The sequence below is a fragment of the Nocardia sp. CA-119907 genome, assembly GCF_050955995.1.
Lineage (GTDB): Bacteria > Actinomycetota > Actinomycetes > Mycobacteriales > Mycobacteriaceae > Nocardia.
Window position 1 is genome coordinate 6,260,732 of the sequence record NZ_CP192091.1, and the last position, 25,401, is coordinate 6,286,132.

At 66.1% G+C, this 25,401-nt stretch carries 22 protein-coding genes and 1 pseudogene; 12 read left to right on the forward strand and 11 right to left on the reverse strand.

The genetic code is table 11. The annotated features are described in order from the left end of the window. Positions 1-271: 271 nt before the first annotated feature. The 4 genes and pseudogenes from ACQP2D_RS27605 to ACQP2D_RS27620 all read left to right on the forward strand — a co-directional run. Positions 272-805: pseudogene (locus ACQP2D_RS27605) on the forward strand (IS110 family transposase); the annotation flags it as partial. Positions 806-1,805: 1,000 nt separating this feature from the next. Next, positions 1,806-2,315 carry a hypothetical protein gene (locus ACQP2D_RS27610; protein WP_433678834.1) on the forward strand — a complete coding sequence of 170 codons (510 nt, stop codon included), beginning with the start codon at positions 1,806-1,808 and terminating at the stop codon, positions 2,313-2,315. A 47-nt stretch (positions 2,316-2,362) separates the two neighbouring features. Continuing rightward, a complete protein-coding gene (locus ACQP2D_RS27615) occupies positions 2,363-3,358 on the forward strand; it encodes a tyrosine-type recombinase/integrase (RefSeq protein WP_433678835.1) in 996 nt (331 codons plus the stop codon). 223 nt (positions 3,359-3,581) lie between these two features. After that, complete coding sequence (locus ACQP2D_RS27620; RefSeq protein ID WP_433678836.1) at positions 3,582-4,847, forward strand: RNA polymerase sigma factor; 1,266 nt, start codon at positions 3,582-3,584, stop codon at positions 4,845-4,847. A gap of 28 nt (positions 4,848-4,875) precedes the next feature. On the opposite strand, the gene ACQP2D_RS27625 is transcribed toward ACQP2D_RS27620, so the two are convergent. Continuing rightward, on the reverse strand, positions 4,876-5,364 hold the full coding sequence (locus tag ACQP2D_RS27625) for a hypothetical protein (RefSeq protein ID WP_433678837.1): 489 nt from the start codon (positions 5,362-5,364) through the stop codon (positions 4,876-4,878). After that, positions 5,361-5,657: a hypothetical protein gene (locus ACQP2D_RS27630; protein WP_433678838.1), complete on the reverse strand. Its 297-nt coding sequence runs from the start codon at positions 5,655-5,657 to the stop codon at positions 5,361-5,363. The genes ACQP2D_RS27625 and ACQP2D_RS27630 overlap by 4 nt, the downstream gene beginning before the upstream one ends. A 93-nt stretch (positions 5,658-5,750) precedes the next feature. Between ACQP2D_RS27630 and ACQP2D_RS27635 the strand changes: the two genes are divergently transcribed. Further along, complete coding sequence (locus ACQP2D_RS27635; RefSeq protein ID WP_433678839.1) at positions 5,751-6,344, forward strand: TetR/AcrR family transcriptional regulator; 594 nt, start codon at positions 5,751-5,753, stop codon at positions 6,342-6,344. Between the two features lie 62 nt (positions 6,345-6,406). Beyond that, positions 6,407-6,646, forward strand: coding sequence for a hypothetical protein (locus ACQP2D_RS27640; RefSeq protein WP_433678840.1), 240 nt, complete (start codon positions 6,407-6,409; stop codon positions 6,644-6,646). Here the strand turns inward: ACQP2D_RS27640 and ACQP2D_RS27645 are convergent. Beyond that, positions 6,643-7,296 carry an HAD family hydrolase gene (locus tag ACQP2D_RS27645; protein ID WP_433678841.1) on the reverse strand — a complete coding sequence of 218 codons (654 nt, stop codon included), beginning with the start codon at positions 7,294-7,296 and terminating at the stop codon, positions 6,643-6,645. The genes ACQP2D_RS27640 and ACQP2D_RS27645 overlap by 4 nt on opposite strands. 171 nt (positions 7,297-7,467) lie before the next feature. Further along, positions 7,468-8,481 (reverse strand): GlxA family transcriptional regulator, encoded by a 1,014-nt coding sequence (locus ACQP2D_RS27650; RefSeq protein ID WP_433678842.1) that lies wholly within the window; start codon positions 8,479-8,481, stop codon positions 7,468-7,470. A gap of 71 nt (positions 8,482-8,552) precedes the next feature. Here ACQP2D_RS27650 and ACQP2D_RS27655 point away from each other — a divergent pair, with 71 nt between their 5' ends. Together ACQP2D_RS27655 and ACQP2D_RS27660 are read left to right on the forward strand one after the other, a co-directional pair. After that, positions 8,553-9,953, forward strand: a complete 1,401-nt coding sequence (locus ACQP2D_RS27655; RefSeq protein WP_433678843.1) for an MFS transporter — start codon at positions 8,553-8,555, stop codon at positions 9,951-9,953. Positions 9,954-10,024: 71 nt separating this feature from the next. Beyond that, positions 10,025-10,696 (forward strand): PaaI family thioesterase, encoded by a 672-nt coding sequence (locus ACQP2D_RS27660; protein ID WP_433678844.1) that lies wholly within the window; start codon positions 10,025-10,027, stop codon positions 10,694-10,696. Here the strand turns inward: ACQP2D_RS27660 and ACQP2D_RS27665 are convergent. The 4 genes from ACQP2D_RS27665 to ACQP2D_RS27680 all read right to left on the reverse strand — a co-directional run bounded on the left by ACQP2D_RS27665 (position 10,677) and on the right by ACQP2D_RS27680 (position 15,595). Then, a complete protein-coding gene (locus tag ACQP2D_RS27665) occupies positions 10,677-12,137 on the reverse strand; it encodes a flavin-containing monooxygenase (RefSeq protein ID WP_433685781.1) in 1,461 nt (486 codons plus the stop codon). The two genes, ACQP2D_RS27660 and ACQP2D_RS27665, sit on opposite strands and share 20 nt — an antisense overlap. A 344-nt stretch (positions 12,138-12,481) precedes the next feature. After that, the gene (locus ACQP2D_RS27670) at positions 12,482-13,651 is read right to left on the reverse strand and encodes a sulfotransferase family protein (protein ID WP_433678845.1); all 1,170 of its coding nucleotides are present in this window, start codon (positions 13,649-13,651) and stop codon (positions 12,482-12,484) included. A gap of 4 nt (positions 13,652-13,655) precedes the next feature. Continuing rightward, positions 13,656-14,432 (reverse strand): SDR family oxidoreductase, encoded by a 777-nt coding sequence (locus tag ACQP2D_RS27675; RefSeq protein WP_433678846.1) that lies wholly within the window; start codon positions 14,430-14,432, stop codon positions 13,656-13,658. Beyond that, positions 14,432-15,595, reverse strand: a complete 1,164-nt coding sequence (locus ACQP2D_RS27680) for a hypothetical protein (protein WP_433678847.1) — start codon at positions 15,593-15,595, stop codon at positions 14,432-14,434. The genes ACQP2D_RS27675 and ACQP2D_RS27680 overlap by 1 nt, the downstream gene beginning before the upstream one ends. A gap of 122 nt (positions 15,596-15,717) precedes the next feature. Between ACQP2D_RS27680 and ACQP2D_RS27685 the strand changes: the two genes are divergently transcribed. The 3 genes from ACQP2D_RS27685 to cysC are packed head-to-tail and all read left to right on the forward strand — an operon-like array spanning position 15,718 to position 19,407. Next, positions 15,718-16,611 (forward strand): helix-turn-helix domain-containing protein, encoded by an 894-nt coding sequence (locus ACQP2D_RS27685; RefSeq protein WP_433678848.1) that lies wholly within the window; start codon positions 15,718-15,720, stop codon positions 16,609-16,611. A gap of 25 nt (positions 16,612-16,636) precedes the next feature. Further along, positions 16,637-17,569, forward strand: coding sequence for a sulfate adenylyltransferase subunit CysD (gene cysD / locus ACQP2D_RS27690; protein ID WP_433678849.1), 933 nt, complete (start codon positions 16,637-16,639; stop codon positions 17,567-17,569). Next, positions 17,569-19,407 carry an adenylyl-sulfate kinase gene (gene cysC, locus ACQP2D_RS27695; protein ID WP_433678850.1) on the forward strand — a complete coding sequence of 613 codons (1,839 nt, stop codon included), beginning with the start codon at positions 17,569-17,571 and terminating at the stop codon, positions 19,405-19,407. The genes cysD and cysC overlap by 1 nt, the downstream gene beginning before the upstream one ends. Positions 19,408-19,527: 120 nt before the next feature. On the opposite strand, the gene ACQP2D_RS27700 is transcribed toward cysC, so the two are convergent. Continuing rightward, positions 19,528-20,460: a MerR family transcriptional regulator gene (locus tag ACQP2D_RS27700; protein ID WP_433678852.1), complete on the reverse strand. Its 933-nt coding sequence runs from the start codon at positions 20,458-20,460 to the stop codon at positions 19,528-19,530. 68 nt (positions 20,461-20,528) lie between these two features. Then, positions 20,529-21,686, reverse strand: coding sequence for an epoxide hydrolase family protein (locus ACQP2D_RS27705; protein ID WP_433678854.1), 1,158 nt, complete (start codon positions 21,684-21,686; stop codon positions 20,529-20,531). A 110-nt stretch (positions 21,687-21,796) separates the two neighbouring features. On the opposite strand from ACQP2D_RS27705, the gene ACQP2D_RS27710 reads away from it, so the two are divergent. Further along, on the forward strand, positions 21,797-24,643 hold the full coding sequence (locus ACQP2D_RS27710; protein ID WP_433678855.1) for an ATP-binding protein: 2,847 nt from the start codon (positions 21,797-21,799) through the stop codon (positions 24,641-24,643). Positions 24,644-24,733: 90 nt separating this feature from the next. Here the strand turns inward: ACQP2D_RS27710 and ACQP2D_RS27715 are convergent, their stop codons facing one another. Continuing rightward, positions 24,734-25,336, reverse strand: coding sequence for a TetR/AcrR family transcriptional regulator (locus ACQP2D_RS27715; protein ID WP_433678856.1), 603 nt, complete (start codon positions 25,334-25,336; stop codon positions 24,734-24,736). Between the last annotated feature and the right edge of the window lie 65 nt (positions 25,337-25,401).

Sequence of the window (25,401 nt, forward strand, 5' to 3'; positions counted from 1 at the left end):
CAAAGAACTCCGAACGAGGTCCGCGACGCCCGTTACCTTCTTCGTGGTCCTGATACGGGGCCACGGTCGCCAGACCCGGTATGACTTCTTGCCCCGGCCGTATGCATGATCCGGGTGGTGTCGCCGGGCGCTGGCGGCGTCGATGGACCGCTGATGGGGACAGGGCCGAGGGTAGGTCTCTTCGTCACGTGGGCGCCGGGGCGTCGACGCCGGATCGGCGGCCGTCAGGGTTCGACGCGATGAAGGGACATTCCCGAGGTGGCACAGGCGTATGCATGCCGTGTTCTGCGGCGTTGACGTGGGTAAGGGCGAGCATCACGCGGTCGGGTTGGACCCGACCGGAAAACGGTTGTACGACAAGGCATTGCCCAACGACGAGCCCCGCCTGCGGGCGGTGTTCGAACAGTTGGCTGCGCGCGGGCTGCTGGTGATCGTGGTCGATCAGCCGAACACGATCGGGGCGCTGCCAGTCACGGTGGCACGTGCCTGCGGCCACGACGTGGCCTATCTGCCCGGCCCGTCGATGCGTCGCATCGCCGACCTCCACCCGGGACAGGCCAAAACCGATGCGCGCGATGCGCTCATCATCGCCGACACCGCGCGCACCATGCCGCACACCTGCGCCCGGGTCGACGTCGGCGACGAACCGTTGACCGAACTCGGTGTTCTCGGCTACGACAACGACCTCGCCGGGGAAGCCACCCGCACCAGCAACCGCATCCGCGGCCTACTCACCAGCATCCATCCCGCGCCCGAACGCCTCCTCGGCCCCCGCATCGCCCATCCGGCGGTGCTGGAAATCCTTACTCACGCAACCCGGGCAGCACAGACACCAGGGTTGGTGTATTTGTTGTATGGACACACCAGTCGGCACAAGTTACTCTCCTTTTGTGCACGCTACTGGCACATTCCCGGGGTGGAAAGACGCACAGGTTGCGCAGCCCGACCACCTCGGCGGCAGTCTGCAAGGGCAAACAGGGAGACACCGTGAACCGTCCACCAGCACCCAGCAAAGACCAGCCGCCTCCGGCTTCTGCGCCGAATGCCGTTGCGCAACAAGCTGTCAACGGCTGGGTCGGCACGCTATCCGGCGCCTCGAGAATGGCCAACGTGTGGTCGTCGATGACGTGCGCGGGAGGGTCCATGTGATGCAGCCGCTCCCAATCGTCACCGATACCCACTGCCTGCTGCAGGCTGAGGCACGAACTACAGGCACTTCGACCGCAAGATCAATTCAACACCTCTGCCTCAAACATGTTCATGCTCAGCATCATCCATGCGATGCCGACCAGTCGCCAACACGATTCGGACCAACGTCGCACATTCGAAACAAGGCCACAGTCGCACGCCAGCAATCAAGGCAGCTCGGCATATCGTTGCGATCGCGACCGACTCGGTTGCCAGGTCAGCTCCTGCGCTCAGGAATGCCTGCATTCGCGCCGCCTCTAGCCACGATCCACCGGGGCGGCATCGCACTAGCCGGTAGAGGTAAGGCCCAAACGGCCCGCGAATCCAGCTTCGCCGCAAGCAGCCTACCGCGCCCATCTTCGTTGCCCACCAACCCATCCCAGGCCATGGGCCTCTCCTGGAGGCAAAATCGGCATCAACTCCACTGCCGCACAATTCAACTCAACCAATGAAGCCGACGATTGTCCCAATAGCAGCATTAGGGATCCGTTCATGACGAGAGACAATCGCAAGAGTCGGTTGATCGCGACAGTGAACGCTGCTCACGAGTCCGCCACGCCAATCAACACGCCGTGCTGGAGTGTCAACAAGCTCAGAAGGGTATGAGGGGAGATACCATGCTGGACCCCACCGCACAGACTGACTACTCGCTCCCAGCGCCGTCATCGGCTTCCGGAAGCGATTCAATCGGCTTTGGGTTTGATCAACTGTACGGGTCATCGAATCGAGTCGCCGAGCCGCTTGAGATTCCGTTCGCGTTTCCTGGCATAGCAGACAACCCGATCGGTGCATTGCACTGTGCGACAACAACGATCGACGATCATGGTCGCCTGTCGGATCGGTCTACCCTCAAGGCTCTCAAATGGACGGCAGGGCAGAACGTTTCATTCGACGGGGATCACCGAATGGTTATTGCCCGATGCGTGCGGCAAAGCCGTTGGACCGTCGGCCGGAACGGGTATCTGCGCCTCCCGGCGGCGAGCCGTCACCGTTGCAATTTGAATCCGGGTGACCGCGCGTTGATCGCGGCTGACCTTACGCGGGACATCGCGGTGATCCTGCCAATTCCAGTCGTAGCGGCGGCACTGTGGAACTACTTACCCGAGCCGTGGCAGCGTGCGTCATGAGTGAGGACCTCAGCAATGCCCTCCAACTAATTGCTACGCGACTGGGCGTGAGTATCGAGGACCTCGCATCCCTCGCCGGCGGCACCGGCACCGCAAAGCCAATGCCGACATTCGGTGAGTACATCGCCAAGCTCCGTACATCGTTGCCGAAAACGACAGTCAAGAACTACTCAACGTACTGGCAGGTCATCGAGAATGCTTGGAGCGACCGAAAGCTCGATGAGCCGACCGCGACCGAGATCGCCGGCCTGGTCGAGCACAAGCGAGCCAACGCGGCCGTTCGGCGTAACTCACGCGATGGTCATGGCGCCGCTATCCATATGGTGTCTGCCTTTCGATGCATCTACAGCCACGCCGAAAGTGATGGCCTGATCAAGCCTCGGGACAACCCGGCACAGAAGGTAGCGAAGCCTCGGCGATTGGACAGTCCGCGGCATGCGCTTACCCGGCAACAAGTAATCGAAATCGGTGGAGTGGCTTCCACGACCGGAAATGACACCGAACTCGACGCGTTGATCGTTCGCCTCCATATCGAAGCAGCCTGTAGGCGAGCTGGGATCCTTGCATTGGAGATTCCCGACCTGAATCCGGACGACTCCCTAATACAGCTGCACGAGAAAGGGGGAACCGTTCGGTGGCAGCCCATCTCGCCGCTGCTAATGGGCAAGCTCGTCGAACACGTGGACAACCGCGGCGGCGCGACGGCAACCTCTCAGATCATGAGGTATCGCGACGGACGCCCCATCACCGCACGCCGATTCGATTATCTGACCGAGAGAGTCCGGGCGCACCTGCCGTGGGCAGAACGGCTTCAGGTGTCATCTCATTGGATTCGGCATACGACACTGACCTACGTGGAGCGAGAGTTCGGCGAGGCTGTCGCACGCGCCTACAGCGGCCAAGCACAGCCCTGGAACACAGGAGCCATCCCGATCTATACCCGCGCCACCATTGTGGAGGTCGCCGAAGCTCTGGTAGCGGTGACCGGGCAACCACATCCTCTCGCGCGGGAGGTTCGCCATCCGCTTGCCCCCAGGACCTGACGTGAATGTAACCTCTGATGCTATGAGCACGCAGATGATGCGAGTTCGCCCCCATTCGAGTGTTATTTCACCGAATCCAAGGAGGTCGTCGGCGGGTACTGCATCCTGCAGACGAAGTCGAAGGAGGAGGCAGTGGAATGGACCTCGCGCTTCCTCGCCGTGCACGGGCCGGAATGGGATATCGAGGTGGAAATTCGCCGGCTGCACGAGGGCTGATGCGCGGATGAGCCGGTCGCCCGAACAGATCCGAGAATCCGTCGCAACGGTCTGGCGGATGGAATGGCCGCGCCTGGTCGCGGGGCTCATCCGGATCGTCGGCGATATCGACGCCGCCGAGGAACTCGCGCAGGACGCGTTGGTCGCGGCCTTGGAGCAATGGCCCCGCGACGGTGTCCCGCCGAATCCGGGCGGCTGGCTCATGCTCACCGCGAAGCACCGGGCGATCGATCTGGTCCGGCGCAACCAGAACTTGACGCGGAAGCTGACCTTGGTCGGTCATGAACTTCGGACCGACCAAGGTCACGAGCCAGAGTCGGCGGATGAGGACATCGAGGACGATCTGCTGCGGATGATCTTCACGGCATGTCATCCGGTGCTGTCCGCACCCGCCAGGGTGGCATTGACGCTGCGGTTGCTCGGCGGGTTGACGACCGAGGAGATCGCACGCGCCTTCGTCGTACCGGAATCGACTGTCGCCCAGCGCATTGTGCGGGCCAAGCGCACCATCGCCGCTCGGCGGGTGCCCTATGCGGTGCCGCACGGGGATGAGCTGGCCGAGCGACTGGACTCCGTGCTGGAGGTCGTCTACCTGATCTTCAATGAAGGCTATTCGGCGACCGTCGGTGATGAGTGGGTTCGCGTCGAACTGTGCCAGGACGCACTGCGATTGGCGCGGATGCTGGCGCAACTGATGCCCGATGAAGCCGAGACGCACGGCCTCGCCGCGCTGCTGGAGTTGCAGGCCTCGCGCTCCGCGGCGCGCATCGGACCCGCGAAAACCGTTGTGCTGCTGGCGGATCAGGAGCGTTCACAGTGGGATCAGCTATTGATCCGCCGCGGTTTCGCGGCACTCGGGCGCGCGCATGCGATCGGCCGCAATTATGGGCTGCCGCCGGGCCGCTATGCGCTGCAGGCCGCGATCGCCGCAGTGCACGCCATGGCGCCCAGCACCGAGGAGACCGATTGGCGGCGCATCGCCGGACTGTATGCCGTTCTCGCCGAACGCTTTCCGTCGCCGATCGTGGACTTGAACCGAGCCGTCGCGGTCAGCAGGGTGCACGGCCCGGCCGCCGGACTCGAACTGGTCGACGCACTGGCCGCCACCGGCGCATTGGACAGCTATCACCTGCTGCCCGCCGTTCGTGGCGACCTGCTCGAACGGCTCGGCCGCCGGGACGAGGCACGCGCCGAATTCGCCCGCGCGGCGGAGCTGACCTGCAATAACGCCGAACAGGCACTGCTACTCGACCGCATGGCCGAATGTGAATAGGGGCGCACACTCAGATGGCAGGTCGGCCCTAAGCGCGTGCCTCGGCCTCCGCCAGCTCCTTCAGCGTCAGCAGTTGCTTGCGCATCATCACCACATCGCCGAGCGCCAAGGCGTGGGCGATGATCCACGGTGCGCCGCAATGCATTCGGACCGTCAAGCGGGTGCCGGCCGCCTCCGGCCGCACGGCATAGGTGACGCAAATCTTGCCGGACACCAGGGTGATATGGCGGCACAATACGAACGAGACGAGCGTGAACGCGGACATGAACCGCTGTCCCACTTCGAGTTCGGTCAGCGCCGGATCGCGCTGCCGCGGGCTGCGCCTGCCGAAATGATCGAGCAGGTCGTAACTGTACGGTGCGACCCGCAACTGACACAGCCAGGAATAGACCACACTCGGCGGCGCATCGATACTGATGGCCCGGTCCGCCTGCACCCCACCGGGTCGCACGTCGTCACAGGGCAGTGGAAGCTCGCGTTCGGCCTCGGTCGCACCCCAGACCAATCCCGAAATCATGCCGCGGCCGCGATTCGCCGGAGCATATCGCGCACCACGATTTTGTGACCGCCGCTGCCGATCACCAATGCTCGGTAGATCTTGCCGTGCAGGCCCGGAAATTCGGCCCAGCTGCGCGCCCGTATCAGCGTCCGACTCGGCCCCCGCTCGTCGAGTTCGAAGACCAGCGCATAGCGCGAGAACCAGTGCCGCCCCCGCAGCGCCAGCCGACTCGGCTCCTCGGCCACATCGAGTACGAAACCGGTCGGGGCCTTCGATGGATCGTGTGGATCCTTGCAGACAACTTTCAGCAAGGCTTTCCACGCCCGATCGCGATTCGCGTCAACCGATCTGGCATGCTCATCTATGTAGGGCAATCGCTCCATATAGAAGGAACGTACTAGTACATGGCGCCACCCCGCAAGCACGACACCGACGTGATCCTCGACGCAGCGCGCACCCTGGTGCTCACCGACGGTCCTCGCGCCGCCAGCGTTGCGGCGATCGCGGCGGCAAGCGGTGCCCCGGTCGGCACGCTCTACCACCGCTTCGGCAATCGCAACGGCGTGCTGACCGCGGCCTGGCTGCGCGCACTCGAACGCTTCCAGGATCGGATCAAAGCCGCCGCCGCCGATCCCGACCCGGTCGGGGCCGGAGTCGCGATGGCCGTGGCGAGCGTCCAGTTCGGACGCGAATTGCCGGACGACGCAAAGCTATTGCTGAACCTGCGCCCCAGCGACCTACTGGACGGCGGACCGGACGCGGAATTCCGCGCCCACCTCGACCGCATGAACGCACCGCTCATCGAACATCTGCGCCGCATCGCCGCCGACGTCTTCGGCCGCGACGGCGACCGCGAAATCGACGCCATCAGCCGCGCCGTCGTCGACCTCCCCTACGCCGCACTACGCCGCCACGCCCACGCCCCCACCCTCCCCGACTGGCTCGAAACCGACCTAACCGCCGCCGCCCGCGCCCTCCTCGAGTCGTACCGCCCCTGACCCTCGCCCGCAGGCCCCCGGATCGGACGTCTCGGTGCCACCCGGACGACACGGCTCGACGGTTGCCCGCGCTGACCAACGCGGGGCGTACCCCGCTCGGACATCTGGTGCCGGAAAGCAGTGCGGGGTCGGTGGCGCGAATGCAGCGGCCTCCGCTTCCGCTGTTCAGCCCGGTGGCGCCACTGGCGGGCCTGCCGGGATGGTGGGTGGATCGGACAGCGCGGTATGCGGGTGGATACGCACCCGCGGATCACGACATCGTCCCCGCGAAGCAGGCGGTGGCCGAACTGGCTGGGCGTTAGGTCCCGGCAACGAGTTCGGGGGTGAGTTTGTCGAGGGTGTCGATGACCTCGGCGGCCAAGGCGAGGGCGTCGGGGGCGGGCGGGTATTCCGGGCGCGGGGCGGCGATGACGCGCATGCCGGCGGCATGTGCCGCGCGCAGCCCGTTGCTGGAATCCTCCACCGCCGCGCACTCGGTGGACTTGTGTCGAAGGAATGCGGCCGCCGCCACATAGACGTCGGGTGCGGGTTTCCCTCGATCCACCTCCTCGGTCGAGAAGGTGACGCCGAAGAATTCGATCAGCCCGGTGCGGCCGAGCACGGTATTGATCAAGGTTCGCGGTGACGAACTCGCGACGGCCAGCGGCCAATGCTCGCTGAGCCGCTGCACCGCCTCGACCGCACCCGGCAGCAGCGGTACGACCTGCTCGTACTGTTCGGCCATCCGCTCGATCACGTCATTGGCCACGGTGTCCGGTGGCACACCGACCCCGAGCTCGGTACTGAGATATTCCGACCACTCCCCCGTACTCATCCCCATCAACCGCTGCTGGGTATCCGGTAGCCACCGCCCGCCCATCTCCGCGACATAGCCGCGGCGCACCTGCTCCCATACCGGCTCCGAATCGATCAGAACACCGTCCATATCGAAGACAACTGCCGCAATGTGCATCCGGGACATAGCCTTTCGCCTGCAACACCGAACAGGTGGCGACCCGATGGCCAACCCATCGACCCGCCCCGCGGTGGGGTTTTCGCCTAGACCTGATGAGCAACGAGTACCCACCTTAGGCCAGCCCACCCCGCCCGCGCACCCGCTTACCCCATCCACGCCGGGTGCGCGTCACGCACCCTCGACCGTCCCGATCACCACCTCATGCCGGTCGGCCCGATGCGATCGCCGGTACTCGCTGGGCGATATGCCCACCTCCCGACCGAAATGCGCACGCAAATTGGCCGCACTCCCCAACCCGCAGCGCGCCGCGACCACATCGACCGGCAGATCGGTGCCCTCGAGGAATTCCCTCGCGCGGATGAGCCTTTGGGTCAGTAGCCACTGCAGGGGTGTGCCACCGAGTTCGGCGTGGAAGCGGCGGGCCAGGGTGCGTTCGCTCATGCTGGCGTGTTCGGCGAGGTCGGCGACCGTCAGCGGTTCGTCGAGTCGTTGCAGTGCCCACTGAAGTGTCACGGCGAGCCCGGAATCGCTCGTGTAGGCGGGTACCGGGGATTCGAGATACTGCGCTTGGCCGCCCGCGCGGTGTGGCGGCACCACCATATTTCGCGCCGCCGCATTGGCGGCCTGCGAGCCGAGATCCTTGCGGATGAGGTGGATGCACAGATCCATGCCCGCCATGTTGCCCGCGCTGGTGCAGATCTGGCCGCCGTCGATGTAGAGAACCGTGGGGTCGACATCGACCTGCGGATATCGCTCGTTGAATGCGGCCACGTGCTTCCAGTGGGTGGCGGTGCGACGGCCGTCGAGTAGACCAGCGGCGGCGAGGACGAACGCGCCCGAACACAGCGATGCGATCCGCGCGCCCCGGTCGTAGGCGGCGCGCACGGCCTCGACCAGATCGGCGGGCGGGTCGGCACGGACATCGGGGGTGGCGGGCACGATCACGGTATCGGCGGCGATCAGATCGTCGTAGTCGTAGTCGGTCAGCGCCACGAATGGGTCCCGCAGTGTGGCGTGTCCCGTACCACGCGGACCGCACAGTTTGAACTCGTACCACCGCGCCCGATCGACGCCCGGCGGCGCCTCGAAGAACACCTGATACGGGATCGCCACCTCCAACAGTGGCTGACCGGGCGCGACGGCAACGGCCAAGGTTCCCGGACCGGACGCATTCGACTCCATGGCAGTAATCTAGCGCATGATGGCATTCCTGACACTCGTCCGATGAATCACCGCCGCACATAGTCGATTTCATGCAGACGATCACCGCGAATACTCCGGTCGCAGCCCCGCCGAACCCCCGCCGCTGGCGCGTGCTCGCCGTCGCGGCCATCGCCCAATATCTGGCCATCCTCGATCTCTTCGCTGTCACCGTCGCCTTTCCGACCCTGCAATCCGCCTTCGGCCACGCCTCGGTGAGCGCGGTGTCCTGGGTGCTCAACGCCTACACGATCGTCATGGCTGCACTGCTCGTCCCGGCCGGACGCCTCGCCGACGACACCGGCCGCAAGCGCGGCTTCCTCATGGGCATAGCCCTATTCGGAGGTGCCTCCATCGCCTGCGGTCTGGCGCCGAATCTGGCCGCGCTCATCGGCGCCAGGGTGGTCCAGGCCATTGCCGCGGCGCTGCTGATCCCGACCGGACTCGGACTGGTGTTGCCGTCCTTCGCCAAACGCGAACATCCGACGGTCATGGGCATCTGGACCGCCATCGCTTCGGCGGGCGCGGGCAGCGGCCCGGTGCTCGGCGGCCTGCTGCTACAGGCCGGGTGGCGCTGGATCTTCTTCCTGAATGTGCCGTTCACCGTGGCGGCCTTCCTGTTCGGACTGCGCGTGCTCCCCGATATCCGCCAGCACGCCAGCCGCCGACTCGATATGCTCGGTGCCGCACTGATTCTCGGCGCCACCGCGGCTTTCACCACGGCGTTCGTACAGGCATCGGACTGGGGATACACCGGCGCCGCCACCCTGGCCTGTGTAGCCGCCGCACTACTGCTGACCGCACTGTTCGCCGCGCACGTGCGCCGCCATCCGGATCCGGTGGTCAGCCCGGCCATTTTGCGGCACCGGATATTCCGCATCGCCACCCTCGGCGTCTTCTGCTACTACCTGGCGTTTGCGGCCATGATCCTCGAAGCCACCATGTTCCTCACCGAATACTGGCACTACTCGGTCCTGCGGGCCAGCCTGGCGGTCGCGCCCGTTCCGCTCAGTTGCCTTGTGCTGTCGCCTTATTCGGGCCGTTTCGTCAACCGCTTCGGCGCGCGCGTCTCGGCCGCACTCGGCGGCGCCACCATTGCGGCCGGTTCGGGATGGTGGGCGCTGACCGCGGGCGCGACAACCGACTACTTCGTGATGTTCCTGCCCGGCGCCATCCTCGCGGGCGCGAGCACCGCCCTACTGCAGCCGCCGCTGTTCGGCGCCTCGGCCCTGCTGCCCGCCGATCAGATCTCCCTGGCCTCGGGCACTCTCATGATGGCCCGCCAGACCAGTTCCGCCCTCGGCATCGCCATCCTCACCGCGATCATCGGCCGCACCGTCCATCCGGACCTCTCCGAGTTCCGCGCCGGGTGGCTGTACATGGTGGCGGTCGGTGCGTTGGCCACCGCCGCTGGCATCGCCTACCGCCCCGGCCAACGCGATCAACAGGCATGACGACCCGCTCGACGGGCGCTGCACCTGAGCCCGCCGCGAGCATTCGGCGGGCAACCGATAACGTGTTCCATATGAGCGAACAGCAGGTCGGCAACTCGCTGCCGAGCGAGGAGCACCATGAGGGCGGGTTCCGGCCGATGTCGGAGCTGATCAACGCGCAGCTGGACGAGCTCGATATTTCCCGCGGCGGACCGCACTATGGCGCATTCGTCGAGCAGGTGCGCGGCCTGATGGATCGGGCCCGGCTGGCCTGCCCGTCCGATGAGCTGGCGCTGGAAACGATCGCCGTCCTCAAACAGCTCAACGACAAGCTGGACGCGGCGGTCGTCGACGAATGGTCCGCGCCGACCTGGACCAGGGTCGACCTGCCGTCCCGCGGCAACATCACACTGCCGCCGTTCGTCGTCGACAAGGCGGCCAAGGACGGCGTCGAGGCCCGCATCACCTTCCGCACCTTCCACCTGGGCGGCAATAACGCCGCCCACGGCGGACAGGTGGCGGTCGGCTTCGATGATCTGCTCGGCATGGCCGCGGCGGTGCACGCGGGTGCGGTCACCCGCACCGCATCGCTCACCGTCGACTACCGGTCCATCACCCCGCTGAACACCGAACTGCGGGTGCACGCCTGGGCCGAGCGGCAGGAGGGCCGCAAGGTCTACGTGCGGGCCACCCTGCACGACGGCGATCGGCTCTGCGCCGAAGCGAGCGGCCTGTTCATCGTGCTCAAACCCGGGCAGCAGTGATCCGGTAGTTCGCCGGGTCCGGTCGGCGCGCCATCAGTGCGCGATGCCGAGCCGGAGTCCACGGCCACAGTTCCGGAACGCCGTCCTTGCCGAGATACCAGCTCTGACAGCCGGTCGCCCACACCGTATTCGGCATCGCCGCGCGCAGTTCCGCGTAGTAGCTGCTGGTGGCCTCGGCGGTCGGCGCAACCGTATCGAATTCACCGTCGCGCCAACGCCGGATCCAGCCCAGGATGTGCTCGGCCTGGGTCTCCGCGATCAGCGTCAGCGGATAGTTGCCGACCGGACTGTGCGGGCCGATCAACAGGAACATATTCGGAAAGCCCGGCATCGCAACGGTTTCGAAGGCCCGCGGCCCGTCCGCCCATACCTGATCCAGTGTGCGGCCGTCGGTTCCGGTGATCCCCATGGGCCGCATGAACGCGTGCGCATCGAATCCCGTCGCCAGCACCAGCACATCGAGTTCGTGCAGCCGCCCGTCCGCGGTGACGATGCCGCGTGGCTCGATATGGTCGATCGCGTCGGTGACGATCTCGACACCGTCGCGCTGCACGGCGCGATAGAAGTCGCCCGACACCACAAGTCGCTTGCACATCGGCTGGTAGTCCGGCGTCAGTGCGGCACGCAGCGCCGGATCGCGCACCGTGCGCAGATTCGCCCGGCACATCCGGCCGACCAGGTCACGCTTGCGTCCGGGCTTGGTGACGGCGTCGAGGAAGAATTCGAAAATGTGCCGCGTTACCGCGTAGCTCAACTCGTCGAGCCCCGGGAATCTGCGGTGCGCGGCTATGGTGAGCCGCGAGTATCGGCGATTGCGCAGCGGCAGGATCCACTGCGCTGTGCGCTGGAACATGCTCAGGTGCCCGACATTTCCGGCGAGCGCCGTCACGATCTGCACACCGGTGGACCCGGTGCCGAGGACGCCGACCCGCTTGCCCGCCAAGTCGACATCGTGATCCCACCGCGCCGAATGGAACATCGCCCCCGTGAAATCGCCGAGACCGCTGATATCCGGCAGGCGCGGGTGGTGCAGGATGCCGGTCGCACAGAGCACGAAATCGAACCGCTCCGATGCGCCGTCCGTGGTCGTCACTTCCCACCGCGCACCGTCGAATTCGGCCCCGACCACTTCGGTACCGAACCGCGTGCGGCTCGCGAGCCCGCGATCGTGCGCGACCTTCGCGAAGTAATCGAGGATCTCCGCGCCCGGGGAGAAGAAATGCGACCACCGCGGGTTCTTGGCGAAGGTGAACTGATAGAAGCGCGAGGGCACATCGCAGCTCAACCCCGGATAGGTGTTGTCGCGCCAGGTGCCGCCGAACCGATCGGCCTTCTCGAAGAGCGTGAAATCGTCGATGCCGGCGCGCTGCAGCGTCACGGCCATGCAGATGCCCGACATCCCGGCCCCGATAATGGCGATCCGTGGGTTGCGCCGTCGCATTCCGACCATACTTCGAGGCTATGACTCGAACGCCGCCGACAGAATGCGTCAGCCCGACATTCTTATGATCTTTTCCGACATTCGGCAGTTTGCTGCGGTTCCAGCCGTATCTCCGGTGGCGCAGCCCGCGTGGGCCTTCGATCGAACGCCGCACGGTGTGCGCATCATGCTGGCAACCGGCCGCGATCACGGCCCTTCACAGGGCTCATTTACCCGATTCGGTGTCGGCGGCGTGCCGGTAGCCGGGTCGACCCCGGCTACCGGCCTATCCACCGCATGTGCCCGGCGGGTTCCACGCCGACCACCGCGTTCTGGGCGGATCCGATCGAGGCCCAGTTCGGGCCCTAGCTGGCCGGGAAGTGCTTGTTGCGGTACTCGGCGAAGCGGGTGTCGACCTGGGCCGCGGTGAGGCCGAAGTCCTCCAGGGTGTAGCGGTGCACGGGACGGGCCGCGCCGGAGGTGCTTTCCGAATGCAACTGTGTCATCGCGGCTTCGGCCTCCGAGCTCAATGACAGATCGAAGTGGCGGTAGATCGACGCCACGGTACCGATCGGGTCCGCGACGAAGTCGTCGTAGTACACATCGCAGAACTGGGCGACGTTGTGCCGCTTGCGATCCGCGAGGAACTTATCCGCTCCCCTGGCCCACAGATCCAACTGGGCCGCGCCGACGACCGGACCGCGGAACTTCTCCGACCACCCCGCCGAGGCCTGCTCATTGAGACTGCAGACCGAGGCGATGATCGTGCGCGGATCCCGGTGCATCTGGATCACCAGTGCATCCGGGTACACCTCGAAGATCGCGTCCAGCGCGAACAGATGGCTCGGGTTCTTCAACACCCACCGCCGTCCGGCATCCGGCAGCCCGATCAATTGCAGATTCCGCCGATGCCTGCGATAGGCATCGGTCCAATCCTGTTCGCGCAGCCACTCGGAGTACCCGGGCAGATAGCCGAGGCACTCGTAGGAGACCGACATCGCCGACTGCCGCAGCAGCTGCCAGCACTCCTCCACCTGGTCCGCCGAAATGTGGTGCACGCCCATGAATTCCGGATGTTCCACATGATGCTTCTCGAAGGCCGCCTCGATCCGCTGGTACACCGGATTCGTCGCCCACGTCTCGCGCGGCGGTCGCGGCTGCGGCATCTCGGTCAGCCACATCTCCAGGCCCTGATGCGCCGGATCCGCGTTGAGCAGTCGATGCACCGCCGTCGTACCCGAGCGCGGCAGTCCGGTCACGAAGATCGGGCGCTCGATCGCCACCTCGGCGTGCTCCGGGAAGCGTTGCCACGCCGACTCACTGAGCAATCGCGCGATCAGGGCCCCGCGCAGGAATGCGCGATTGACCTTATTGCCGAAGGGCGTCAGCTCGGCGTCCTCGGCATAGGACTCGAGCAGCACCTGCAGACCCTCGCGGTAACCGTCGTCGCCGAAATCGCTCAACCCGACGACCTTGGTCGCCGAGGCGTGCAGATCGTCGATGGTCCCGACGTCGTCTCTGCCGATCACAGTCATTCTCCTAGTGGTGGTATTCGCCGCCGTTGACATCCAGGCACGCGCCGGTGATAGCCCGCGCCAGATGCGAGGCGAAAAAGACGACGGCGTCGGCGATCTCATCGGGTTCGGGCAGCTTGCGCAGATCGATGGTCTTAGCGGTCTCGGCGTACACCTCTTCGGCGGTGATCCCGCGCTGTTCGGCCAGATAGTTGAAGTACCACTTCAAGTTGTCGGCCCAGATATAGCCGGGCGCAATGGTATTGACCCGAATTCCCTTCGGCCCGAGTTCGGTGGCCAGACTCTGCGCCAGCGCGAGCAGACTCGCCTTGGCCATCTTGTAGGGCCCGAAGGTGCGCCGCGAATGCCGCAGCACCGCCGAATTGATCATCACGACCGAACCCTTCGACTCGGTCAGCGCGGGCACGAACAGTCGCGTCAACCGCAGTGCGGCGAGCACATTGGTCTCGAATCCGGCGCGCACGTCATCGAGGTCGACATCGGCCAGATCGGTGATCGGGGGAATCGCGAAGGCATTGTTCACCAGCGTGTCGACCCGCCCGAAGGCACTCTGCGCCGTCTCGACCAGATTCGCCACCGCGGCTTCGTCATTGATATCGGTCGGCACGACCACCGCGCGCCGGCCGAGTTCGGTGATCTCCTTGGCCACCTCGGTCAGCCGCGATTCGGTACGCGAGGCCAGCACCACATCCGCTCCGGCGCGCGCACTCTGCACCGCGATGGCCCGGCCCAGCCCCGGACCGACCCCGGAGACGACAACAACCTTGTCCTGCAACAACATCAGCCCAGCATCCTTTCCGCCACGGCGACCTGACGCGCCGCGATCCGCGCCCGCCATTCCTCGGGTGCGACCCGAGCCTCCTGGTAGTACGGCAGCCGCTCGGGCAATTCGGCAACCGAGACCACCTCAACCGTCGGCCCGTCCTCGGGTTTGAGATCCCGCGACAGCTGCTGCCAGCGGAACTGCAGATACCCGCGCGCATGCCCGGTGCGCTCGATCCAGTTGGTCAGTCCGGGGTCGCGCTCGCTGATCACGAGCCGGATCATCCCGTCCGGATCCACGCGCGCCTGGTCGGCGGTGAGGCTGGTCTGGTGATTGATGTAGTCCAGCGACAGGTACCACATGCTGCCGAGCTGGAACCCCTGATACGGCGCATCCGATTTCGGCACGGTGAGGATCATCGCCTGATCGTCGTCGAGTTCGTAGTGGCCGACCGAGGAGAACTGGGTGGTGAGTCCGCCCGGGGTGGAGCGCGGTTCGGTCATCGTATTGACCGGCAGGTTGAGATAGAACCACTTCGGGAACGCCAGGAAGGTATTCAGCCGCGAGACCAGCATCTTCCCCGCGATGTCATAGCGCTTGCTCATCAGGTCCCTGGTGATCGGCGGCGGTGCGTCACCGATCGTGTCCATCCGTTGAATGCGAATCGTGCCCGCCTTCTCCGTGGCCCAGTCGCTGTACACCTCGCGCACCACGAGCATGGCGGAGTCGGGCGCAAGATGGACATAGCCGGGGCGCGCCGCGCCGGGGCCGAGGCGCAGTTCGTAGGAGCCGTCGGCCGCGATATCGAGGGCGCGGGCATCGAAGGCGGTCTCGCTGTCGGGGACGTCCACCGGCGAGTAGTTGCCGTTGAGCACCTGGAAGCTGAGGTCGCGGGTGGTGCCACGGGTTCCGGTCACCACATATTCGGCGTCGGGGCGCAGATACGAGTGGAAGTAGAGGGTGTCCGGGTTGTCCAGACCCATCTTCGTATAGGGCCCGGTGGACATGACGAAGAACGGAAAGTCCCGCTCATAGGCCCAGGCCATCTGGATGGAGGCGCGAATACTGCCCGCGAGGTAGTCATAGCCCTCGACGAGATCCTGTTCGGTCCGAATATGCGGTGCGCCGGTGATGATCTGCTCGGCGGCGGCGATGGCTTCCGCGAACGGCTGTGTCAGCAAGAGGCTTCCGATCCTTTCGAGCGACCCACAGGCGGTCGCTACCGTTGATCACTGTTCCAAATATGTACCGGTCTGGTACATTTCGATAGGAGCAAGATTAGAACGTGTTCTAGGAGTTGTCCATGGTTGCCCGCAGATCCGCCCCGACCGCCCGGGTGGTCCAAGTGCTGGATTTCTTCGTCGAACAGCGCGGCAAACGCTTCGGCCTGTCCGAACTGGCCCGCGAACTCGACCTGGCCAAGCCGACCTGCCTCGGCATCCTCACCGAATTGACCGCGGGCGGCTATCTGGTGCGTGCCACGGACACCCGCACCTATGGCCTCGGACCTGCATTAATCGCCGCGGGCCGGATCGCGCAGGACAGCTTCGCCAGCTCCGCCATCGCCCGCGCCGAACTCGAGAAACTCACCGCGCTCTACCGGACCACCTGCACGGCCTCCGCGGTCGTCGGCGAGCAGATCATGGTGCTGGAGAGCACCGGCCCCGGCCTGGTCAAGGTGGGTGCGGCCTACCATTTCGCACCGCCGGTCGGGCTGATGTATGTGCTGTGGGATACCGATGCGGCCTTCGACGCCTGGCTGAACAAGCCGCCGACGGTGCCGCTGCAGCAGGACGAGGCCCGGCTGCGCCAGGTCGTCGCGGAGTGCCGCGAGCGCGGCTACCTGGTCGAAAGCCTGACCGCGGCCGGTCGGCGACTGTACTCTTTGCTGGCCGGGGTCGCCGCCCATGAGCTGCCCAAAGAAGTGCGCGAACTCGTCGGCGAGCTGGTGACCAGCCTCGGGGAGCGGGTCTATGTCGGCACCGATCTGCGGCCACGCAAGGAGCATCCGGTCAGCCTGCTCGCAGCGCCGACCTACAGCGGGGACGGCAGGCAGAACATGGTGCTCACGATGTACGTCGGCGCATCCATCACCGGCGCCGAAATCGACCGTCGCGGAACGGCACTCGTGGCCGCAGCGGATCGGGTGACCGCGCAATCGGGCGGTCGCAAGCCCGGTGCCACCATTGACCAATGACCGAAACGTGTTCTAGTTTTGTGACGTGAGCCAGTACGCAAAGTCGACGGCGAGCACCTACGAGCTGCCTCATCTGGACGCGCTCGAGGCCGAGTCGGCACATATATTCCGCGAAGTCGCCGCCACCTTCGAACGGCCGGTGCTGCTGTTTTCCGGCGGCAAGGATTCGGTGGTCATGCTGCACCTCGCGGCCAAGGCCTTCTGGCCCGCCCCGCTGCCGTTCCCGGTACTGCACATCGACACCGGGCACAATTTCGACGAGGTCATCGAATACCGCGACCGCACGGTGGAACGGCTCGGTCTGCGACTCGTGGTCGGCAGTGTGCAGGAGGATATCGACGCGGGCCGGGTGACCGAGGAGACCGGACCGCGCGCCTCCCGAAACCGCTTGCAGACAGCCACTTTGCTGCGATCGATCCGCGAGGGCGGATACGACGCGGTCTTCGGCGGCGCCCGCCGCGACGAGGAGAAGGCGCGCGCCAAGGAGCGCGTATTCAGCTTCCGCGACGAATACGGGCAGTGGGATCCGCGCAATCAGCGACCGGAACTGTGGAGCCTCTACAACGGGCGGCACCGCAAGGGCGAGCACATCCGGGTGTTCCCACTGTCCAACTGGACCGAACTCGATATCTGGCATTACATTGCCGCCGAGGACATCGAGCTGCCGCCGCTGTACTACGCGCACCGCAGGGCTGTGGTCCAGCGCGACGGAATGCTGTTGGCGCACACCAGATTCCTCGAACTGCTCGACGGCGAGCAACCCTATGAGAGCATGGTGCGCTTCCGCACGGTCGGCGATGCGACCTGCACCGGATGTGTCGAGTCGAGCGCGACCACCCCCGCGGAGGTGGTCGCCGAGGTCGCCGCCACCCGCGTCACCGAACGCGGTGCGACCCGCGCCGATGACCGTATTTCCGAGGCTGGCATGGAAGACCGCAAACGGGAAGGGTACTTCTGATGACGACCACCACGCTGTTGCGTCTGGCCACCGCGGGCAGTGTCGACGATGGTAAATCGACCCTGATCGGCCGTCTGCTGTTCGACTCCAAAACGATCTTCACCGACCAGCTCGCCGCCGTGGAGCGGACCAGCCGGGCGCGCGGCGACGACTATCCGGATCTGGCGCTGCTGACCGACGGCCTGCGCGCCGAGCGCGAACAGGGCATCACCATCGATGTGGCACATCGCTACTTCGCCACCCCCCGGCGCAAGTTCATCATCGCCGACACCCCCGGCCACATCCAGTACACGCGCAATATGGTCACCGGCGCCTCCACCGCCGATCTCGCGCTGATCCTGGTGGACGCGCGCAAGGGCATCGTGGAACAGACCCGCCGCCATGCCTTCCTGGCCAGTCTGCTCGGCATCCCGCACCTGGTGCTGTGCGTGAACAAAATGGATCTGGCCGGATGGTCACAGGACCGGTTCGAGGAAATCAAGGAGGAATTCGTCGGCTTCGCAACGAAACTCGACGTCGCCGACCTGACCTTCATCCCGATGTCGGCGCTGCACGGGGACAATATCGTGCATCGCGGCGCGAGCATGCCCTGGTACGAGGGCTCGCCGCTGCTGCACCATCTGGAGGAGGTGCACATCGCCTCGGACCGCAATCTCATCGACGCGCGCTTCCCCGTGCAGTACGTAACCCGCAGGCACGCCGAGGATTTCCGCGGTTACGCGGGCACCGTATGCGGTGGGGTATTCAAACCGGGCGATGAGGTCGCGGTGCTGCCTTCGGGATTCACCACGACGGTCGAGGCGATCTGGGGCCCTGGCGGGACACCCATCGCGGAAGCCTTTCCGCCGCAGGCCGTTACCATTCAGCTGGCCGATCATCTCGACGTCTCCCGTGGCGATCTCATCTGCCGCCCGGCGAACCGGCCGCACGTCGGACGCGATCTGGACGCCATGGTGTGCTGGTTCGCCGAGGACGGCGAACTCACCCCGGGCGCGACCTACACGATCCGGCACACCACCCGCACCGCCACTGCCGAGGTGCGCAGCCTGGACTACCGGCTCGACGTCAATACCCTGCACCGCGATGAGAACGCGGATTCGTTGTCGCTCAACGAGATCGGGCGCATCCAGCTACGCACCCGCCAGCCGCTGCTGTTCGATCCCTACCGACGCAACCGCACCACCGGCAGCTTCATCCTGGTCGACGACACCACCAACAATACCGTCGCCGCCGGCATGATCACCGGCCCCACCCTGCCCTCGTCCCGCGTCGTATGGCATGCCACCGCCGTCGGCCGCGACGAGCGTCCGACCACCGGACTGACGGTCTGGTTGACCGGTCTGTCGGGCTCTGGGAAGTCTTCTGTCGCAGTGGAATTGGAGCGTCACCTGGTCGCGGCCGGGCGGCCCGCCTTCCTTCTCGACGGTGACAATCTACGCCATGGCCTCAATGCCGACCTCGGCTTCGGTGCGGCGGACCGCGTCGAAAACATCCGTCGCGTAGGCGAAGTGGCCCGACTGTTCGCCGAAGCCGGTGTCGTGGCGGTGGTTTCCCTCATCAGCCCCTACGCCGCCGATCGCAATAAGGTCCGCGCCGTCCACGAGGCAGCCGGAATACCGTTCATCGAGGTCTTCGTGGACACCCCACTCGAGATCTGCGAATCCCGCGATCCCAAGGGCATGTACGCCAAGGCGCGGGCCGGTGAAATCCGTGGCTTCACCGGGATCGACGATCCCTACGAGGCCCCCGCCGGTGCCGAACTCGTGCTGCGTCCCGAGGACGGCGACCCGGCCGCCATGGCCGCGGCAATCCTCGCCAAGCTGGCAGAACTGGACTGACCGGCCTGGCCACCGAGCAAATGCCGGGGCCCGCCACCACAGGCCCCGGCATGCACCGATGGTTCGGCATGCACCGACAGCTCCGGCATGCACCGACAGCTCCGGCATGCACCGACGGGTTCAGGGATGCGCGCGCAACGCGGCACCGAGCCAGTCGAATACCGGCACCAGGGTCGGTGGTAAGGGCCAGCCATTGATGACCGCGAGCAGTTGCCAATAGCGTTCGGCGCGCGGGTCTCCCGCGACCTCGAGCCGGGCCAGCAGCCAGCCTCGCAGCTCGGCGTCATCGGCGCGATCGAATGTTGCCGCGTATGCGGCCGTCAACTCATCGACAATCGATTCGGCCGCAACGGAATTCGGCGCTATCCCCGAGGTGAGGGCCTGACCGACACGGTCGCGCACGAGTTCGGTCAGCTCATGGTGCAGACCGGTGGTGTCACCTTCGGCGCGCTGGGTGGCCTGATACTCCGCCATGCGACGTACCGATGCGCGAAAGTCCGGGTCCCGGGTGAGTTCGGCGAGCTCCACCCAGGCCTGTACCTGGGCAGGTTCCGGATCGTCGGGAAGTTCCGGCATCGCCGAGCGGATGAGATCGACGAATTCGGAATTGGCATCGGTACCGCCGAAGGTGTCTTCGACGAAATCGGTAATGAGGCGGCGCTTTTCGGCGTCGGAGAGTTCGACGAGCCTGTGCATGAGTTCCATTTCCTCGCGAGTCGGGCCCCGCTCGGCGATCGCTCGTAGTACCGTGCGCCGCACCCGCAGTGCGCTGATCTGGAATTCCAGCGCTTCGGCATGGGCGGAGGCCACCTCGGGCACCGACAGCTTGCGCTCGAGCACCTGTCGGACGGCGGGCAGATCGATGCCGAGTTCGCGCAGGGTTCGCACCAGTTGCAGGCGGGCGAGTGCGTCGTCGTCGTAGAGCCGGTAGCCGGCGGGACTGTGGGCGGTCGGCGGCACGACACCGGTATCGGCGTAGAACCGGATGGTCTTGACCGAGAGGCCGGTCCGTTCGGCCATGGTGCCGATCGGATAAAGCGTGTCGCCGTCCATGCCCCTACCCTCCTGTCTCCCCTTGGTGGAGACGCAAGTCCCAGCGCGATGCTACGGCTGCGATGCGATCAGCCAATGGTGCGGAAGAACTCGCGGACATCGCCGACCAGCAGGTCGGGCACCTCGAGGGCCGGGAAGTGGCCGCCGGAGTAGAACTCCGACCAGTGCGTGATGTTGTGCGCCTTCTCGGCGAAGCGGCGGATCGCGTAGTCGCCGTCCTTGAAGACCGCCACCCCGGTGGGCACGGTGCCTCTCGGCGCTGGTGCGAACAGCGCGGCATCGTGGAAGCGTTCGTAGTAGAAGTTGGCTACGCTGCGGGCGGTGTCGGTGAACCAGTAAATGCTCACATTCGCCAGGATCCGATCCTTGTCGATGCCCTGCTCCGGCAGTTCGTGCGACTGGTCGATCCACTCCTTGTACTTCTCGATGATCCAGCCGAGCTGCCCGGCCGGGGAATCGGCCACCAGTTGCGCGATGGTGTTCGGACGCGAGCCGTTGAGGTTCATATAGGCCGAGCCGTCGTCTTGGAAGTTCTGCATGCGGGCCATTCGCTGCCGCTCGGCGTCGGTGAGCGCGGCCATATCGGCCGGATCGCCGGTCGGAAAGGTGACCAGCGCATTGACGTGCACGCCGAGCACATGCTCGCCATCGAGCCGGGCCAGCCGCGGCGCGAGAAATGCACCGTGGTCACCACCCTGCACCCCGTACCGGTCGTAGCCGAGACGAACCATCACCCCCGCCAGCGCCGCCGCGACCCGGCCGTCGTGCCAGCCCGCCTCGGTAATGGGACCGGAGAAGCCGTGGCCCGGCAGCGACGGGATGACCAGATGGAAGGCGGGCACGTCGGCCTGGCCGTGCGCCTTCGGATCGGTCAGGGGGCCGATCATGTCCAGGAAGTCGAGCACCGAGCTGGGCCAGCCGTGCAGCAACAGCAGCGGGGTGGCGTCGGCTTCGGCGGAGCGCACATGCAGGAAGTGCACATCCTGCCCACCGATGGTGGTGATGAACTGCGGGTACTTGTCGAGTTCCGCCTCGACCGCGCGCCAATCGAATTTCTCGGCCCAGTAACCGGCAAGCTCCTTCAGATATGCCGTGGGTACGCCGCGCTCCCAGCCGGTGCCGGGCAGGTCGTCGATCCAGCGAGTACGGGCCAGGCGCTCGCGCAGATCGTCGATGGCGGCCTGTGGGATTTCGATGCGGAAGGGGCGAATGTCGTTGTTCGTCATGGCATCGACTCTGCTGGTAAGGGGGCGCTGGCGAATCACGAGAATTCGTTATCTTCGGACCACGCGCTCTTTACGTTGGCACCGGGCCCATGATCGGGCATGATCGCGTGGTGTTGAGCCTTCCCGACCACGGTGCCTTTGTCGGGCGAGCAGCAGAGGTCGCCGCGCTCCAGCAGGCGTATCGGGACGAGTGGGTGCATACGGTGCTGATCGCCGGTGAGCCCGGCCTCGGTAAATCGCGGCTGGTCAGCGAATTCACGTCACGGCTGGGCGCGGATGTGGTCGTACTGGTCGGCCAGTGCCCGGAGTCGGGAGACAACGGGGTACCGTTCGCGCCGTTCGTCTCGATCATGCGCGCTCTGGTACGCCGGATCGGCATCGAGGAGCTGACCGCACTGCTTCCGGTCACCCGCCCCGCGCTATCGCGCTGGCTGCCGGAACTGGCGGTGCGGGCCGGATCGGCGGAGCCCGAGTCGGATCGGATCCGACTGTTCGGCGAGATACTGACCGTGCTGGAACAGCTGGCGCTCACGCGTCCAGTGGTGCTCGTCCTGGAGGATCTGCACTGGGCCGACGACTCGAGCCGGGAGTTGCTGGCCTTCCTGGTCGCCGATCTCGCCCAGCGCGATCTACTGCTGATCGTCACCTATCGGCCCAGCGATGCGGAGCCGCTGCGTCGGCTCGTCGCCGGACTGCGGCGCAATCCCGGTGTGCGCGTCCTGCATCCGGAGCCGCTGACCAAGCACGAGGTCGGTCGCCAGCTCGCCGCAACGCTCGGCCGCGAACCAGATCCGGGCATCGGCGCCCGAGTCTTCCAGCGCAGCAAGGGGATTCCGCTGTTCGTTGAGGCGCTCGGCCGTGCGCTGCGAGCGGATCCCGATCGCGCACCCGAGGACGTTCCCGCGGACCTGTCCGAACTGTTGCTCGACTATCAATCCGGTCTGCCCGACGATGCCAAGGCGCTCTTGCGGCTCGCCGCCGTCGCGGGGTCGCCGGTGCGCGGCGGATTACTGGAGTCCGCCACGGACCTGACCGACCATGCGCTGGACCTCGCGCTGCGCCAGCTGACCGAGCAGCGGCTGCTACTCGCCACCGACACCGGCTACGAGTTCCGCCACAGCCTGATTCGCGATGCCGTCTACGACGATCTACTGCCGATCGAACGAAAGCGATTGCACACCAGACTTTCTCATGCACTGATCACCGACGATACGCTGCGCGCCGACGACTGGCGGATCGGCGAGTTGGCCTATCACGCGCACGCCGCGGGCGATCTGCCGCGCGCGCTCACCGCATCCTGGGCAGCCGCCGCAGCCGCGGAATCGGAAGCGGCACATGGCGAACGCCTCCGGCATTTGGACCGGGTACTGGCGCTGTGGGATCGAGTGCCCGATGCGGCGATGCTGGTCGGGGCCGATCGCCTCGACGTACTGGAACGCGTGGTCGGGACCTGCCATCTCGGTGGCATCGTCGAGCACGGTGTCGCGGCGGCCGACGAGGCGCTGGAACTGCTGGATGCGACGGCCGCACCGGAGCGCGCCGCCCGGATCCACTACTACCGCGCGGTGCTGAAGAATCAGAGCGGCGGCGGATCCGTCGGCGATCTCGACCAGGCGCTCGAGTTGCTGCCCGAGCAGCCGCCGACCGTGCTGCGTGGTGAGGCACTCGCCGAACTCGCCGCATTCCGCGTGTTCAGCGGTGACGCCGCCGGGGCCGCCCGGGCCGCCCGGGCCGCGGTCGCGGTGGCCGAACAGACCGGGACGCCAGCGCTGGCGGCGCGCGGCTACGCCTATCAGGGGTTGGCGGCGGCCTCCCGAACCGGCTCCGCCATGACATATTTCGAAAAGGCCCATGCAGCGGCAGCCGATCCGCAGACGCTGTTGACCGTGGTGCTGTGGGAGTCGGCGGCACTCGTGACGGCGGGCCAGCACCATGCGGCAATCGAAGCGATCCAACAGGGATTACGAGCGGCTCACGAAACCTTTCGTTTCGCCGAGGCCGGGCCCATCCTGCTGGTGAAATGGGCCCAGGCGCTGACCGCTCTCGGCCGCTGGCCGCAGACGCTCGGTCTCATCGATGAATCGCTCACCGGGCAGCTGCCACCGCTGAGCAAGGCCGCGCTACTGCTCTGCCATGCCGGAATCGTCCTGGCACAGGGCTCGTCGGCGGCGGCGACGAGCAGTGCCGACGCCGCCGCAGCGCTACTGAGCGACGGCCAGTGGGCACGCCAGTACCAGCTCCAATTGCACACTCTGCGAACCGATATCGCGATCGCGGACGGAGAATCCCGTCGTGCGGGTGAGGTTGTTGCCGAGGCGCTGGCGGCTGATGACCTGGCTACCCATCACCACGAAGTGTGGCCACTGCTCGCGACCGCGGCTCGGATCGAACACGCGCCAACCGATCTCGCGTCGATCGCCGACCAATTGCCGGTCACCACCGTGGTGGACACAGCCCACCGCGCCGTCTTCACTGCCACCCGGAGCAGCGATCCCGCCGCGTGGGACGAAGCGGTATCCGCTTGGCGCACCATCGGTCAGCGCTACGACCTGGCTCGCAGCCTTCTCGGTTGCGCCGAAGCCGAACTGGCGGCGGGCAATCGCACCGCCGCCCGAGAACCCCTGCGCGAAGCCGCCGAACTGGCAGCGGAATTGGGCGCTACCCCATTGACCGAGGCGGCCGGACAGCTGGCCGAGCGCGCCAGGGTCGGACTCGAGGTGAGTCGCCCGGAACCGGCAGCGGGCTCGCCGCGAACATTCGGCCTGACAGCACGTGAGACCGACGTATTGCACTTGGTCGCACAGGGTTTGAGCAATCGGCAGATCGCGGCCGAACTCTTCATCAGCGGCAATACCGCTGGCGTACACGTCTCGCGAATCCTCACCAAGCTCGGTGCCGCGACGCGAACGGAGGCCGCCGCTATCGCCCGCAAACACGGCCTCATCGAGCCCGACTGAGCCGGCCTCGATCGACGCACTGAGCGGGTCGTGCGGTGGCGCGCCATCCGATATGCCGGTCCCCAACGCGAACTCTTTCCCCGATCCCGGTCAGGTGGCGGATCGGATCAGGGTCACCAGGGCGTCGGCTGTGCGGGCGCAGAAGGTTTCGTCGTCGTCGGTGCCGTGGGTCAGTCCGCGGACCAGGGTCCGGGCGACCAGGATTTCGAAGACCAGGTCGGCAGTCGCGGTCGCATCGGCGTTCGAGGGTATGGCCGAGTGGATTCGGGCCGTGAACGCCTGGCGGGCGGGTAGGTCGGCGCGGTCGTGCAGGGCGCGGTAGCGGTCGGGGTCGCGGTGGTAGGCCGAGATGAGTCCGGGAATCGCGGCGCGCGTAGCGGGTTCGGCGATGCGGGCCAGAAAAACGCGCACCCACGCGATCAAATCGGCGTGTAGATCATCGGTTTCGGCTGGAAGCCACAGGTTTTCGGAGCCGAAGACGGCGTCCTCGATCAGCGCCTCCTTACCGGGCCAGCGCCGGTAGATGGGTGCGGTCCCGACATTGGCGCGCCGGGCGACCGCGGCGATCGAGGTGTCCTGATAGCCGACCTCGGCGAGCAGTTCCCTGGTCGCGTCGAGGACCGCCCGATCGATCTGCGCATCGCGTGGCCGCCCGGCGGCGGACCTCGGGGGCGCGGAATCGGTGGACGTCATACGGCGGAGCGTACCGGCGGGAATCGGCGAAAACAATTACGTTGCGATGTGCAACGTATTACATT